The 15,107-nt window shown below is 38.7% G+C and carries 12 protein-coding genes; all 12 read left to right on the plus strand.

The window, feature by feature from the left end; all coding sequences use genetic code 11:
- The first annotated feature begins 175 nt into the window (after window positions 1–175).
- The 12 genes from PLK24_RS00935 to secA all read left to right on the plus strand — a co-directional run bounded on the left by PLK24_RS00935 (window position 176) and on the right by secA (window position 14,941).
- Window positions 176–1,216 carry a zinc-dependent dehydrogenase gene (locus PLK24_RS00935; protein WP_324475815.1) on the plus strand — a complete coding sequence of 347 codons (1,041 nt, stop codon included), beginning with the start codon at window positions 176–178 and terminating at the stop codon, window positions 1,214–1,216.
- A 206-nt stretch (window positions 1,217–1,422) separates the two neighbouring features.
- Window positions 1,423–2,211 (plus strand): SDR family NAD(P)-dependent oxidoreductase, encoded by a 789-nt coding sequence (locus tag PLK24_RS00940; RefSeq protein WP_324475816.1) that lies wholly within the window; start codon window positions 1,423–1,425, stop codon window positions 2,209–2,211.
- Window positions 2,192–3,190: an NAD(+)/NADH kinase gene (locus PLK24_RS00945; RefSeq protein WP_324475817.1), complete on the plus strand. Its 999-nt coding sequence runs from the start codon at window positions 2,192–2,194 to the stop codon at window positions 3,188–3,190. Before PLK24_RS00940 ends, PLK24_RS00945 begins: the two co-directional genes overlap by 20 nt.
- 342 nt (window positions 3,191–3,532) lie before the next feature.
- Window positions 3,533–4,795 carry a dihydrolipoamide acetyltransferase family protein gene (locus tag PLK24_RS00950; RefSeq protein WP_324475818.1) on the plus strand — a complete coding sequence of 421 codons (1,263 nt, stop codon included), beginning with the start codon at window positions 3,533–3,535 and terminating at the stop codon, window positions 4,793–4,795.
- Between the two features lie 22 nt (window positions 4,796–4,817).
- A complete protein-coding gene (xylB, locus tag PLK24_RS00955) occupies window positions 4,818–6,347 on the plus strand; it encodes a xylulokinase (protein WP_324475819.1) in 1,530 nt (509 codons plus the stop codon).
- A gap of 233 nt (window positions 6,348–6,580) precedes the next feature.
- The gene (locus PLK24_RS00960; protein ID WP_349770628.1) at window positions 6,581–7,573 is read left to right on the plus strand and encodes a carbohydrate kinase family protein; all 993 of its coding nucleotides are present in this window, start codon (window positions 6,581–6,583) and stop codon (window positions 7,571–7,573) included.
- Complete coding sequence (locus tag PLK24_RS00965; RefSeq protein WP_324475821.1) at window positions 7,570–8,523, plus strand: 1-phosphofructokinase family hexose kinase; 954 nt, start codon at window positions 7,570–7,572, stop codon at window positions 8,521–8,523. Before PLK24_RS00960 ends, PLK24_RS00965 begins: the two co-directional genes overlap by 4 nt.
- Before the next feature lie 5 nt (window positions 8,524–8,528).
- Window positions 8,529–9,077, plus strand: a complete 549-nt coding sequence (gene hpf / locus PLK24_RS00970) for a ribosome hibernation-promoting factor, HPF/YfiA family (RefSeq protein WP_324475822.1) — start codon at window positions 8,529–8,531, stop codon at window positions 9,075–9,077.
- A gap of 98 nt (window positions 9,078–9,175) precedes the next feature.
- Entirely contained in the window at window positions 9,176–9,862 is a 687-nt protein-coding gene (locus PLK24_RS00975) for a hypothetical protein (protein WP_324475824.1), read from the plus strand.
- Window positions 9,863–10,195: 333 nt separating this feature from the next.
- On the plus strand, window positions 10,196–11,446 hold the full coding sequence (locus PLK24_RS00980) for an HD-GYP domain-containing protein (RefSeq protein ID WP_324475825.1): 1,251 nt from the start codon (window positions 10,196–10,198) through the stop codon (window positions 11,444–11,446).
- Entirely contained in the window at window positions 11,436–11,972 is a 537-nt protein-coding gene (locus tag PLK24_RS00985; protein WP_324475826.1) for a DUF5317 family protein, read from the plus strand. The genes PLK24_RS00980 and PLK24_RS00985 overlap by 11 nt, the downstream gene beginning before the upstream one ends.
- A 296-nt stretch (window positions 11,973–12,268) precedes the next feature.
- Window positions 12,269–14,941: a preprotein translocase subunit SecA gene (gene secA, locus PLK24_RS00990; protein WP_324475827.1), complete on the plus strand. Its 2,673-nt coding sequence runs from the start codon at window positions 12,269–12,271 to the stop codon at window positions 14,939–14,941.
- The last annotated feature ends 166 nt before the right edge of the window (window positions 14,942–15,107 follow it).

Below are 15,107 nucleotides of genomic sequence, written 5' to 3' on the forward strand. Positions count from 1 at the left end.
TGGTTTAATCTTGTCACAGGTTCCAATTCACGATAGCAGGATAAACGACCCTGCCCATTGGTAATACAACAATTCCTTCTCTCTTGAAGAGAGAAGATAAGTATGGGGGTAAAAATTGGAATTGATTATGTGTCACACATCACTGCCTTTAGAAATAGAAAGGAGAGAAAATAAAATGAAAGCTGCGCATTTTCTCGGACCAGGTCAAATGGAAGTTCGTGAAGTCCCGAAGCCAGAAATTGGTGACGGTGAAGTGTTGTTAAAGGTAGCTGCCTGTGCTATCTGTGGAACCGATGTCCGTATTTTCCAATTTGGTCACCCAAAAGTGAAGCCGCCTCATATTACTGGTCATGAAATATCGGCTGAAATAGTTGAGGTAGGAAAGGGAGTAGAGGGTTATAAGATTGGAGATAAAGTTTCGGTGATAACAGTTATTTCCTGTGGACGCTGTCATTATTGCCGACGTGGTCTCCAAAATCTATGTCCCGACCAAGAATACATCGGGTACCATTTTCCAGGGGGGTTTGCCGAGTATTTAAAAATACCAAAAGCAGGCGTTGATAAAGGCAATTTACTCGTTTTGCCGCCAGATATGGATTTGCTTGAAGCCAGCTTGGTAGAACCGCTTTCCTGTGCTGTAAATGGACAATCCTATTTAAACATTGGATTTGGAGAAACTGTTTTAGTGATCGGATCGGGTCCTATCGGATGTATGCATGTTGAATTAGCCAAAAACCGAGGAGCCGGTAAGATCATCATTGCTGATATATCCGGGGAACGTTTGAACTTAGCTAAACGAGTACAAGCCGATTACTATATAAACTCAGCCGAAAAGAACCTAAAAGATGAAGTGTTGACTATTACCGATGGTTTGGGAGCGGATGTTATCATCGTAGCAGCATCATCTGGATCGGCTCAAGAACAAGCTTTGGAGATGATTGCTCCTCAAGGGCGCATTAGCCTATTTGGTGGTTTACCCAAGGACAAACCAACCATTCAATTCAACAGTAATACTGTCCATTATAAAGAGATAGGAGTGTTTGGAGTGTTTGCTTCTAATGCTTCTCAGTATGAAGAAGCGGCCAAGCTGATTTATTCCAAGCGGATTAATGCCAAGGGTTTGATTACCCATGTGGTTCCCCTTGAAAAAGTAGTTGAGGGAATCCAGCTGGTCAAAGAAGGAAAAGCCTTGAAAGCAGTTGTGAGTTTTTTATAGAATAGCATTAAATGTTAGATTCATTTTCTTACTTGTTAACTTTTACTATCGGGAAGAAAGAGCTCCTATTATTTTTTTTGATTTATAACTAGAGAAAAAATGATAAAAACAAGTGAGGATGAGAACCGAAAAACAAGATTTTGGGACCGGAACCTATTAAAAAGAAAGGTTTCGAATATTTATAATAACAGGTGGTGAAAATATATATGGAAATCCAACCGTTGAAAGAAAAAATTGCATTTATCACTGGTTCTGCTTCGGGAATAGGACAAGGAATTGCTCTCCGCTTTGCAAAAGAAGGAGCACAAATTGCCTGTTGTGATTTAAATTTAGAAGGTGCAGAGAAAACAGCTCAAGAAGTCAAATCTCTTGGACAACAAGCTTTAGCGATTCAGCTAGATGTTACCAAGAGTAAAGATGTAGAAAATGCAGTTCGACAGGTTCATGACCATTTTGGGAGAATTGATATTTTGGTGAATTCAGCCGGGATAATTAAAGCCAACTTTATAACCGACGTTCCCGAATCAACCTGGGATGCAATTATCGATGTTGACCTTAAGGGAACTTTTCTCTGTATCAAGGAAGTAACTAAATATATGGTTGAACAAAAAGGTGGAAAAATTATCAATATTAGTTCTAAGTCAGGGAAGAAGGGTGGCTTGTGGCTGGCTGCTTATAGTTCAGCAAAATTTGGGGTAATAGGGCTAACTCAAAGTGTTGCTACCGATCTCGCCCCTTTTCATATCAATGTCAATGCCATTTGCCCTGGTAATGTGTTTTCAACCCCAATGTGGGATTTATTGGATAAAGAATATTCAGTAAAATTAGGGGTTCCTCCTGAACAGGTTCGAAAAATTTATGTCGAAAAAGTACCTCTGGGAAGAGGTTGTACTGTTGAAGATATATCAAACCTGGCGGTTTTTCTTGCTTCTTCACAGTCCGACTATATGACCGGTCAAGCAATTAACTTAACCGGTGGGCAGGAGGTCCACTGAGCTGAATACGATAGGCTTAGTTGTTAATCCAGCAGCTGGGAAAGATATACGAAGATTAGTTGCTCATGGATCAGTATTTGGGAATCGAGAAAAGGTCAACTATACTATTCGAATTCTTTTAGGATTTGACCAAATAACGACTGCACCAATAAAATTAATTTATATGCCCGATCCGTATGAGCTGATTGAAACGGTTATTGATGAAGTTGGTAAATCTTTAAAAAACATTGAGTTTGAGAAAGCACCAATAACCGTTTTTGGAGATGAAGCCGATACTACTCATTTTGCTCAATATATTTCCAAAAAACCAAATGTTTCAGCCTTAGTTGTTTTAGGTGGAGATGGAACGAATCGGTTAGTAGCTAAATATAGCCGAAAAATCCCTCTTTTTTCTATATCTGCCGGAACAAATAATGTTTTTGCTGATAACATTGAACCGACAATTTGCGGGATGGCGCTTGGGTATTTTATTAATGGGTGGGTTAAAAAGGACCAGGTGTTAGAAAGGAAAAAAATATTACGAATTTTTCAAGAAAATATTGAAAAAGGCATTGCTTTGGTGGATGTGGTTTTATTAGATAAAAAGGAAATTGGTGCACGTGCAGTATGGGATTCGTCATTGGTGAAATTAGTTGTAGTCACTCAAACCGATTCCATGAAAACTGGCTTAAGCACCATTGTAGATCGGGTAATAAAGATATCATCCCAAGATCCTTATGGAGGCTATGTTTTTCCCAATCGCAGTGGTCGGATGGTTGGAGTGGCCATAGCTCCTGGTTTAGTGCAAAAAATTGGTATTGGTGAGTGGGGTTATCTTCAGGAAAATCAATCAATACCAATTAATCATACTGATGGAATAATTGCTCTCGATGGCGAAAGAGAACTGCCGGTTCGTTCGGGGGAAAAATGGACGGTCCTATTGGATAGAAATGGTCCGGTAAAAGCGAATATCAATCAGATAATGGAGAAGGTGCGATAACTGAGATCATCCTATCATGGTTTACGAAGAAAAACTACTTAGATAAGTTAGAGAAGAAATCACTCTATTTGATAACACCGATTGTCAATAAAAAAATGAATGTAAAGTCAATATCCTTTTTCTGGCAAAGATAGATAGGCTTGGATTTGAGTCTGATAATTAAAAAAGACGAAATAATCAGATTCTCACTGGGAATATCTTTACTCGGGATGATAGTTTTTATAATGATTTCTGATTATAAAGATAAGGTACCTTTATTTTTAAAACGTTAATAGAGTTGTTTTTGTATTCATTTCTTTAAATCCTTAACTTATTTTTTTTATTAAAAAGGAGAGATTGCCAATGGCAGAAAAAATAATTATGCCCAAATTGGGATTAACCATGGAAGAGGGAGTTATTAACAAATGGTTGGTCAAAGAGGGAGATCAGGTCGAGAAGGGCGATGCACTATTTGAAGTCGCAACCGATAAAGTGAATATGGAGGTCGAATCAACAGCTAACGGAGTTGTTTTAAAGATTATGGCTGCCGAAGGGGAAACCATTCCAATTACCCAAACGGTCGCTTATGTTGGGAAACCAGGTGAAGTTATTGAAGAAAAAGAAGAATCTGTTCCAGCTCCTCAGAAAACTGAAGAGAAACCGGTATCAGTCCAAATAGAAGAAAAAAAGGCTACTATAGATTTGGAAACTGCAGGAGAACGAATCAAAGCTTCACCTCTCGCTCGTCGATTAGCCAGTGAATATGGTCTTGACCTATCAAAAATTCAAGGAACCGGACCGGGAGGGAGAATCGTTAAAGAAGATATTGAAAAGGCATATCAACAAAAGGAAATCATTGTACCACAAAAAGAAGAAAAACCAAAAGTAGAGCCAGTAGTTATGGTAAAAGAAACATTGATACCTGGTGAAGGATTACCCAAAGAAGTGATTCCTCTTACCCGCATGAGAAAAATTATTGCAGAAAGAATGCACAGTAGTATGCAAAATAAACCTCATTTTTACTTACAAATGGAGGTTTTAGCTGATGAATTGGTTAAATTAAGAGGAAGGATGTTGCCTCTTATTGAAAAAACCACTGGACTTCGAATTTCCTACAATGATATTTTGATAAAAATTGTTGCCCAGAGTTTAGAGAAATTTCCAACCATCAATGCTTACTTTCTCGATAATGGAATCCAGATGAATCCAGCCGTTAACATTGGAGTAGCTGTTGCCTTGGAAGATGGTTTGATTGTTCCAGTAGTTAAAAATGCCAATCTGAAAGGACTATCACAAATTGTAGTTGAAACCAATGATTTATCAAAAAGAGCTCGTGAATCAAAATTGCTTCCCGAAGAAATAACCGGAGGCACCTTTACTATATCAAATTTAGGCATGTATGGAGTTGACTCTTTTAACGCTATTATTAATGCACCGGAATCGGCCATTTTAGCCTGTGGTGCAATTAAAAAACGTCCCTATTTTGATGGAGAAAATATTGTTGTAGCTTCTTTAATGAACTTAACCTTATCGGGAGATCACCAGATTGTAGATGGGGCAGTTGCAGCCCAATTCATGCAATATTTAAAGAATCTCATTGAAGAGCCTTTGGGATTAATCGTATAAATAAAAAAGGGAGGGTCAATCAGTGAATTATTTTCTAGGAATAGACGTAGGAACTACTGGGTGTAAAGCAATTTTAGTTGACGAAAATGGTGAACTTATTGCGAAGGGTGTAGAAGAATATCCCCTTTATACTCCACGTCCCAACTGGGCGGAACAAGATCCTTCTGATTGGTGGCAGGGAACCCAACAAGCTATCAAAAAAACCCTTGATTCAGTTTCTATTGATCGAAAAGCTATCGTTGGTATTGGTTTGACTGGTCAGATGCATGGGTCGGTTTTTCTCAATAATAAAGGAGAAGTGATTCGTCCGGCTATATTGTGGTGCGATCAAAGAACTGCAAAGGAATGCGAAGAAATCACACAAATCGTTGGTCGAGAAAAAATGATGCGGATCAACGGAAATCCGGTTTTAGCCGGTTTTACAGCACCAAAAATTTATTGGTTGAAAAATAATGAACCAGATCATTATAAACGTATTGATAAAATTTTGCTTCCCAAAGACTATATACGATTTTGCCTGACCGGTGAATTCGCAACCGATGTTTCTGACGCATCAGGTACTTCGTTATTTGATGTACCCCGTCGACAATGGTCAGATGAAATCATTTCTGATCTTAAACTCAATCGAAATTGGTTTCCAGATTGCTTTGAGTCACCGGAGATAACTGGTTATTTAAAAAGAGAAATTGCTCAGTTATTTGGAATGAATGACCAAGTTATTGTTGTTGCCGGGGGAGGGGATAACGCAGCTGGAGCCATAGGAACTGGTATTGTTAAGTCTGGCTTGGTATCAGCGAGTATTGGTACTTCGGGCGTGGTTTTTGCTTTTAGTGATGAAGTTAAAATTGATATGAAAGGCCGTGTTCATACCTTTTGCCATGCGGTTCCGGGTAAGTGGCACGTTATGGGTGTTATGTTGGCAGCTGGTGGATCTTTCCGTTGGCTTCGTGATGTTCTTGGAACGGAGGAAAAAAACCTGGCGGCACTACTTGATAAAGATGCCTATGAGATTTTAACCGAAGAAGCGGCTCAGGTTGAACCGGGTGGTGAAGGTCTGATCTTTTTGCCCTATCTAACCGGCGAAAGGACGCCTCATGCCGATCCCTATGCTCGAGGAGTGTTTTTTGGTTTAACCCTCAAGCATCGGAAGAATGAAATAGTGCGTGCAGTTATGGAAGGAGTTACCTTTGGCATGAGGGATTCCTTTGAGATCATTCGAGAAATGGGAATTCCAATTGGGGAAGTCATGGCCATTGGTGGTGGTGCCAAAAGCCCATTGTGGAGAAAAATTCAAGCCGATATATATCAAGTTCCCTTGTACCAGGTTCGAGTAGATGAAGGGCCGGCATTTGGTGCAGCTTTATTAGCAGCGGTTGGGAAGGGAGTTTTTCCTAATGTGGAGCAAGCCTGTCAAAAGGCGGTGAAAGTGATGGATAAAGTTTATCCCGATTCCCAAAAGGGTATTCGGTATAACGAAATTTATCAAATTTATAAAGACCTGTATCCGGCTTTAAAACCATTTTATAAGAGGATTTCTAATATTTCTTGGTAATCAGGATAAAGAAAATTGAAGGATAGACGTTCATGACTCTAAATAGTATCTTATGACAATGAAAATAATTACCCCCTCACCCCTGACCATCTTTTATGATGGAGCGAGGGGGAAAGTTTTTTAATCATTGAGGAGCTCCTTCTCTCTTTAAAGGAAAGACGAGGGTGAAGGAGAAATATAAAAAACATTATCCACCATTATTCACCAGTCACCGATCATTGTTATTTTAGGAGGTGAGACTATTGGATAAGAAAGCCATATGTTTAGGGGAACTCTTAATTGATTTCGTATCCACTTTAAATGGCGTAACCTTAAGGGATGCTCCAGGCTTTGAAAAAGCACCAGGGGGTGCTCCTGCCAACGTAGCAGTGGGCTTGTCAAAGTTAGGTATTGAAACTTATTTTATTGGAAAAATTGGCAAAGATGCCTTTGGTGATTTTTTAAGAATGACTTTGGACAAGTATGGTGTCAAAACTAATTATTTAACTACAACGACTAAAGCAAAAACTACTTTAGCTTTTGTTTCTTTAACTGAAGAGGGCGAAAGGGATTTTGTTTTTTACCGAGATCCAGGAGCAGACATGCTTTTGGACCAATCGGATATTATAGATTTGATATTTTCTGGAAGCGGTGTTTTTCATTTTGGATCAATTACTATGACTCACGAACCATCCAATAGCGCGACATTTAAGGCAATTCAATTAGCTCGTAAATATGGTTATTTGGTATCTTTTGATCCGAATTTACGGCCAGCCTTATGGAAAACCTTGGATGAAGCACGGGAAAAAATGCGGCTTGGAATGGAACTATCCGATGTTGTAAAATTAAACGAAGAAGAAGCGATGTTTATTGCAGAAACCAATACCGTTGAAGAAGCAATTCGTTACTTACAACGAAGCTACAATCTTGCTTTGGTTATTATAACCTTGGGGAAAGAAGGTTCTATCCTTGTTCACCAAGAAAAATCACTTCGAGTAGAAGGCTTTCCGGTTCATGCTGTTGATACTACTGGAGCTGGAGATGGCTTTGTTGCTGGACTGATCAGTTCACTTTATATGTTTTGGAATGACCTGAGAGAAAGAAAATCCATCCCTGATGACACACTTCGTTATGCAGGTCGTCGTGCCAATGCGGTAGGAGCACTCACAACCTTAAAAAAGGGAGCTATTCCAGCTCTTCCAACTCAAGAAGAGGTTGAAATTTTTATTGAGGAGAACCCCTTGTGATTTTGGTGGTTTGTGCCAATCCGGCTCTTGATCGACTGCTCGTTTTACCCGAACTTGGTTTAGATGGAGTGAATCGAACTTCTCGGGTTGAGGTCACGGTGGCTGGAAAGGGAATAAATGTTGCTCGAGCACTTCAGACAATGGGGCTTGAAAGTCATCTCTTCCTATTTTTAGGAGGCGAAAATGGGAATAAGGTGGCGAGAGGTTTGTCCCAAGAGTGTCTTCCTTTTGATGCTTGGCCAACTCTTGGAGAAACTCGTCTTACCACAATTATTCATGAAGAGAAAATACATCGGCATACGGTAATTAACGAAAGTGGCCCTATTGTTCCTTTTGAATCTTCTTTAGATTTAATCCATAGCATAGAGAAACAACTTAAACCGGATGATTTTCTTATCCTGTCTGGTTCATTACCAAGAGGAGTCAGGAGAGATTTGTATTCAGTTTTAATTCATATTGCGCATCAAAAAAAAGCTTATTCAGTGCTTGATAGCTCTGGTGTACCTTTTTCTTTGGCTCTGAAGTCAATTCCATTTTTAGTTAAACCAAATGTTAAAGAAGCCGAGGAGGCACTGGGATTTGCTATTCTATCATTGGGTGATAAAATAAAAGCGGTAGCTTGTTTTCAAAAGATAAAGATACCCTTAGTTATTCTATCCGATGGTCCAAATGGATTAGTGGTTGGATATCATGATGAAGTTTTTATTGTGAAAGCCGATAATACCTTAAGGGGTGGGGGATATGCAATTGGATCGGGGGATACCTTAGTTGGAGGAGTAGTAGCTCAACTTTCACAACAGGTTGATGTTAAGGATGCTATTATATTTGGAACCGCCTGTGGGCTCGCCAATACCTTTTGTTCAGGAGCGGGGGTGTTTAACCTGGATATGGCACACCAGTTTATGGAGCACATTTTCATTGAAAATTATTACTCATCTAAAAGGAGGTAGCTGCGATGGAAGTGGTGGTTCGAGGAAAAAATATCGATGTCGACGACCTCATGAGAGATTATGTGACCAAAAAGTTGTCAAAACTTGATAAGTTTTTCCATAAGCTTATCGATGCAACTGTTGTTTTCAGTTTGGTTCGAGGACGAATTAAAAGTGAAGTTACCATGACAGCAAGTGGGATTGTTCTTCGAGCTGAAGGAGAAGGACCCGATTGGAGGACATCTTTCGAAACTGTCGATGATAAATTGGAAAGACAGGTTAAACGTTATAAAGAAAAACTGGCTCGCCGAGGTGCTTTGAAATCAGTGGAAGCTCTCTCGGCAATCGAAATCAATGAGATTCTTTCTCAAACCGAGAGCGAAGAAAAAATTCCCGGTAAGTTGGTGCGTACTAAAGAATTTACACTTCGTCCCATGACGGTTGAAGATGCCATTTTACAAATGGAACTTCTCAGCCATTCTTTTTTTGTTTATAAAGATATAGATAAAAATAAAGTTCAAATTCTCTATAAAAGAAACGATGGAAACTACGGCTTAATTGATCCTATATATTAACTTCTCATTGTTAAGATATAAACCAGTTATATTTATCGAACATTGGAAAACATTATTGATAAAGAGTTTTAAAAAAGAATCCTTTAGGTGGGGAAATTATGGACGTACCGATTGATTTTAAAGCTATCGAGGACTCAATAAGTTGTATTGACGGCATTATTAATGTAAAAATTGTCGGAGAAGGTTCAAATATCACTGAGATTCATGTTTTATCCAATCGGAGCAAGGGGCCTAAATTATTAGTTAGGGATATTGAAACTCTTATCAAGGCTCGTTTTGGTGTTGAAATTGATCATAAAAAAATTAGCGTTGTGAGTTTCGACTTGGAAGAACCACCTCACGAAACAACGGTAATCCAGGAACGGCCTATTTTATGGGGAGTTGGATGGAAAAAATCCGGTGATAATTTTCAGGCGGACGTTGAAATCAAACTCGTTGACAAGGTTTATCGTTCTTCTCTTAACAGCAAAGCCTGGGACCAGAGAGAGCGGTGTTCGTTAATTGCCCAAGCAGTTATAGATTGTATGAATCAAATTGTTGCAACTCCATTGTTTTCCTTACGAGGAGTTACCGTTCATAATTATTGTGAATTTGATGTGGCAGTTTGTCTGGTTGATTATCGTAACTTCGGAAAAGCCGAAGGGACTTTGATTGGTACAGCCTTACTTCGAGATGAAATCTATGAAACCGTTGCACGATCAGCATTGGATGCAGTAAATAGGAAAGTGAATTATTATCATTCCTTCCATCGGGAAAATTTAGAAAAAAACTCTTTTGAACATTGAAAAGGAGTGATTTTAAGCCAAAAATAGATTGAAATGCAATCCGAAGAGGAGGAAATACCGAGAAGCCAAGTTTTTACCAGTCCATCTATTATGGATATAGAACTATAAGGAGAAGAAAAGGCGGCCAGGGGTCTATAGAGCGAAGCGGCCTTCCCATCTTTACTTAGCGAAGAAAGGTGGAGAATGATCGCAGGGAGGGCTTTCGAATGAAAAAACTGCTGAGCATTCTTCTTGGTCTTTTGGCCATCGTTTTAGCCAGTGGTGCTGGTTTCCATTGGAGATAAGCTAAAGTTGCAATAGAAGCCTCCCTGGTCGCCTTTTTTAAAATTTTGGATGAAGTCCGATAAAAAGAAGCATCTACTAGATTTTTATATTTATTCAGTTATTATTTTTGGCATTGCTTTATTTTTATATTCGCTTTTAACCATTGATTTAAGTCATTTTCCTCTTGCTCAAATCATCACCTTCCTGGTATTGATAATGGTTACCGAAGCTTTACCAATTCACCTTTCTCCCCATACTTCAATATCCGTTAGTTTTGCTATAATTTATGCTTTTATTTTACTAACCAACCCTTATTTGGTAATGATTGCTACTTTCATTGGAAATGTTTTAATTTATATGAAATCAGGCTGGAAAAAAAGCCTGTTTAATGGTGCTCAATTTGCCATTTCAGCCTTTCTTTCAGGGTATGTTTTTCAACTCCTCGGGGGCTATGCTTACGCTTGGGATCAGTTTGCTTTTTATATAGCCATTGTCATATCCATATTAGTTTTTTTCTTAAGCAATGCTTCCTTGGTTATCATAGTCATTTCTTTAAGCACGGGTATATCAATTCCGGTTTTATGGAAAAAAGATGTCAATGGAATCCTCCTGCAATATTTTGGACTTTTCCCTTATTCACTGTTGCTTTACCTAATATATCTGCGCATTGGTTATGTGGGATTATTTTTATTCTTTTTTCCTCTGATGATAGCAAGGTATTCATTTAAGCTTTATGTTGAAACGAAAAAAGTCCATCTTGAATTATTACGAGCTCTCACTGCTGCGTTGGATGCTAAAGACCCATATACTCAAGGCCATTCGGCTCGGGTAGCAAAAATTTCTTTGGCAATTGCAGAAAAGCTCAACCTTTCCGATAAAAAGCAAGAAATGATTGAATATGCAGCCTTGCTTCATGATGTTGGAAAAATTGGGATTGAAGACGCGATTTTAAGAAAACCAGGTCCTCTTACTGAAGGAGAGTATATCATTGTTAAACAGCATCCAGTTATAGGTTTTGATATAGTTTCCAAAGTCGACTTTTTAAAGGAAATCGCCGGTTTAATTCGATCTCACCATGAGAGATGTAATGGAAGTGGCTATCCGGATGGAAAGAAGCAGACCGACCTTCCTGTTGAATCCCTTATATTAGCAGTGGCTGATGTTTTTGAAGCTTTAACTTCCGACCGGCCTTATCGTAAAGCGTATTCAGTAGAAGAAGCTTTAATTATAATGGAAAATGAAGGAAACGAATATTATGATTTTAAGGTCATAAAAGCACTTAAAGAGATTTTGCAGGAGGGCTTTGAGGTTGCTGGCTGATTTTGTTTTAATTGGTATTGTTATAGGTTATATCAGTCGCGGAAACTTCCAAAATCTAAAACAAGCGAACATTCCTTATTTATGGCTCATCGTTTTGGGTTTTTTGGTGAAATTTATTGGCCCGTATTTCTCCGAATGGTCTTTTCAATGGTTCAATATTATTGGTATGATTATTGTTTTTATTGGGACCCTTTTTAGTTATAAGTCCTATGGAATGAAAATTGTCTCGGTCGGGGCATTTCTCAATATCCTAGTTATTCTTTTTAACCGAGGGATGATGCCGGTTTGGCTACCAATGGTTCAGCGGCTTCAACTTCATGATTTAGCGAATCATTTGGAAAATGGACTTTATCTTGATTATACCCTCCTCAATACTTCTACTCGACTTCCTTTTTTGGGTGATACTCTTCCTTATTACTCGCTTATTATGCGTCGCCCCTTTGTAATCAGTATCGGTGATTATTTATTAGGTATCGGTTTAATGGCTTTCATCATATTTTATATGAGAAAGAAATATTCAAATTAACGCTCCAATCCTGAAAACCCATCTATGAGCTTGATAAATCAAATCCTTAAAAAAGTTTTTAAAGATGGCATTGCTACGATACCTAACTCCTTTCAATAATGGCTTTTGTAAAAAGCTTTTACCATCATCTGATACCAAAAAGTCACAGGGCAAACTATCCTTAAAGAATGAACTCCAGAAGGTCTAAAGGGGTATGATATAATGATTTCGCCTTTGTATGATTATCATAGGATCTGAAAGAGGGTTTTAGTCTTGGCCAATTTACGACCTTTATAAAATTGGCGGGGAGGCATTCAATGTTCGGATTAATCAAAGAATATTTTGGAAAAATTTCTCAAGATCGATTCCTGAAAGATGTTACAGAACGTTTTGTTGATCCAGTTAATTCTTATGAAAAGGAAATATCGCTTCTCAACGATAAAGAGCTCGCCGACAAAACCCTTTATTTTAAAAATCGTTTAGAAAACGGAGAAAGTTTAGATGATATCTTGGTTGAAGCTTTTGCGGTGGTGAGAGAAGCAGCCCGTCGAGTAACCGGCATGAGGCCATTTGATGTTCAAATTATCGGGGGAGTTGTATTGCACGAAGGAAGAATCGCTGAGATGCAAACTGGTGAGGGCAAGACATTAGTTGCAACTATGCCAGCCTATTTGAATGCCCTAACTGGTAAGGGAGTTCATATCGTAACGGTAAATGATTATTTAGCTCGTCGCGATCGATACTGGATGGGGCCAATTTTCGAATTTCTTGGTTTGACGGTTGGCTTGATTCAACATGCTTCAACTTTTGAGGAGAGAAAAATAGCTTATCGAAGTGACATTACCTATGGAACCAATACTGAATATGGATTCGATTATCTCCGGGATAACATGGCACATCGCCGGGAAGATATAGTGCAAGGGGAACTCAATTATGCAATCATCGATGAAGTAGATAGCATTTTAATTGATGAAGCCCGAACGCCTCTCATCATTTCAGGGCCAGCAGAAGATTCGACTGAAATATATTATAAAATTGATCGGGTGGCGCGCAAGCTCTCTCATTCGGTTGACTTTGACTTTGAAGAAAAAACTCGATCCATTTGGCTGACCGAAGAAGGAATTAGCAAAGTAGAAAAACTCCTTCATGTTGACAACCTCTATGATACTGCGGGTAAAGATTCAATTGATCAGCGAGTTCGCCAGTCTTTAAGGGCTCATCATCTATATAAAAAAGATGTAGATTATGTTGTGAGAAACGGTGAAGTGATTATCGTTGATGAATTTACCGGACGGCTTATGGAAGGTCGACGTTATAGCGATGGCCTCCATCAGGCCATAGAAGCAAAAGAAAATGTTCAAGTGGCAAATGAAAACCAAACTCTCGCCTCGGTGACCTACCAAAATTATTTTCGTATGTATAACAAAATCTGTGGGATGACTGGAACGGCAAAAACCGAGGAAGATGAGTTTATCTATACTTACGGTATGTCAGTTGTTGTTATACCTACCAATAAGCCCCTTAAACGGACCAATTACCCTGATGTAATATATCGTACTGAAAAAGAAAAGTTTGAAGCAGTGGTTGAAGAGATAGAAAAGTGGCATCAAGAAGGGCGTCCGATATTGGTCGGAACCGTATCAATAGAAAAATCTGAAAAATTAAGTCGAATGTTGGAAAAAAAGAAAATTCCTCATCAGGTATTAAATGCGAAAAATCATGAAAGAGAAGCAGCTATTATTGCTCAAGCTGGAAGAAAAGGAGCAGTAACCATTTCAACCAACATGGCAGGAAGAGGAACTGATATTATTTTAGGTGGTAATCCTGAATACCTTGCTCGAGAAGAGTTAACAAACCAGGGACATAATCTGGAATTTGACCTCAATCCTGACCAACAGAATCATTTACAACAACTTGTTCAAAAATCCCAGAAAATTGCCGAGGAAGAACATGCTTTAGTGGTTGAAAAAGGAGGGTTACATGTTGTTGGAACCGAACGTCATGAGAGTCGGCGGATTGACAATCAATTACGAGGACGAGCAGGTCGTCAAGGAGACCCAGGTTCGTCACGTTTTTTTCTTTCCATGGAAGACGATCTGTTGAGACTTTTTGGTTCAGAAAGAATATCCGGAATTATGGATAAATTTGGTGTTGAAGAAGGAGTTCCCATTGAACATGCTTTAGTCACTCGGGCGATTGAGGGGGCTCAAAAGAAAGTTGAGGGGTATCATTTTAATATTCGAAAAACTCTTCTTCAATATGATGATGTCATGAATAAACAAAGAGAGGTCATCTATAATCAAAGGCGAACTCTTTTGGCTGAAAACAATTTACGTCCATTAATTTTTGGTATGTTGAATGATGTGGTTCATGAATGTGTGAGTGCCTATGCTGCTGAAAAAACCTATCCCGAGGAATGGGATTGGGATGGTTTTGATCGCCGACTATTTGACCTTTTTGGTTTTGGTCATGGAGTTCCTATGAAACAACGACCCCAAGCTAAACCAGAAGATTTAGAAAGATTGATAATTACTCGCTATAAAGAAATTTATGAGCAAAAAGTAAGCGAGGTAAACGATCAAGTATTTCGTGAAGTGGAAAGATTTGTTGGTTTACGGGTAGTTGATGGATACTGGAAAGAACAATTACATAATATGGACCATCTTCGAGAGGGTATTGGGCTTCGGGCGGTTGGTCAAAAAGACCCATTTGTTGAATATCAGATCGAAGCTTTTGATATGTTTCATGAAATGATTGCACAAATCCGTGAGGATATCGTTAGATATCTTTTACGGATTCGGCTCGTCCCCGAGGGGAGTAAACCACCGGCACCTTCCCGCCGTCCAGTTCAGTCTTCACCGGTTCGAACCGATCAAGTTCAACCGTTGGAAAACCAAAAACCAGACGTTGCAAAAAAAGGAAAAATTGGTCGTAATGATCCCTGTCCGTGTGGGAGTGGGAAAAAGTATAAGTATTGTTGTGGAAAATAAACTTGGTTTTTTAAAATAATTTTGATACAATTCTTGCTTATTCTGTTTAATAAATAGAATGATGGGTGAATAGCGAACAGGAATCAGAAGACCACAGTCTTATTAGGTATATATTTAATTAATGGGAATTAATGAATGAATCTCATTATATCTCAAAAAGAAAATT

Origin of the sequence: Atribacter sp. (assembly GCF_035418125.1) — a bacterium.
In the GTDB taxonomy this organism is placed as follows: Bacteria; Atribacterota; Atribacteria; order Atribacterales; family Atribacteraceae; genus Atribacter; species Atribacter allofermentans.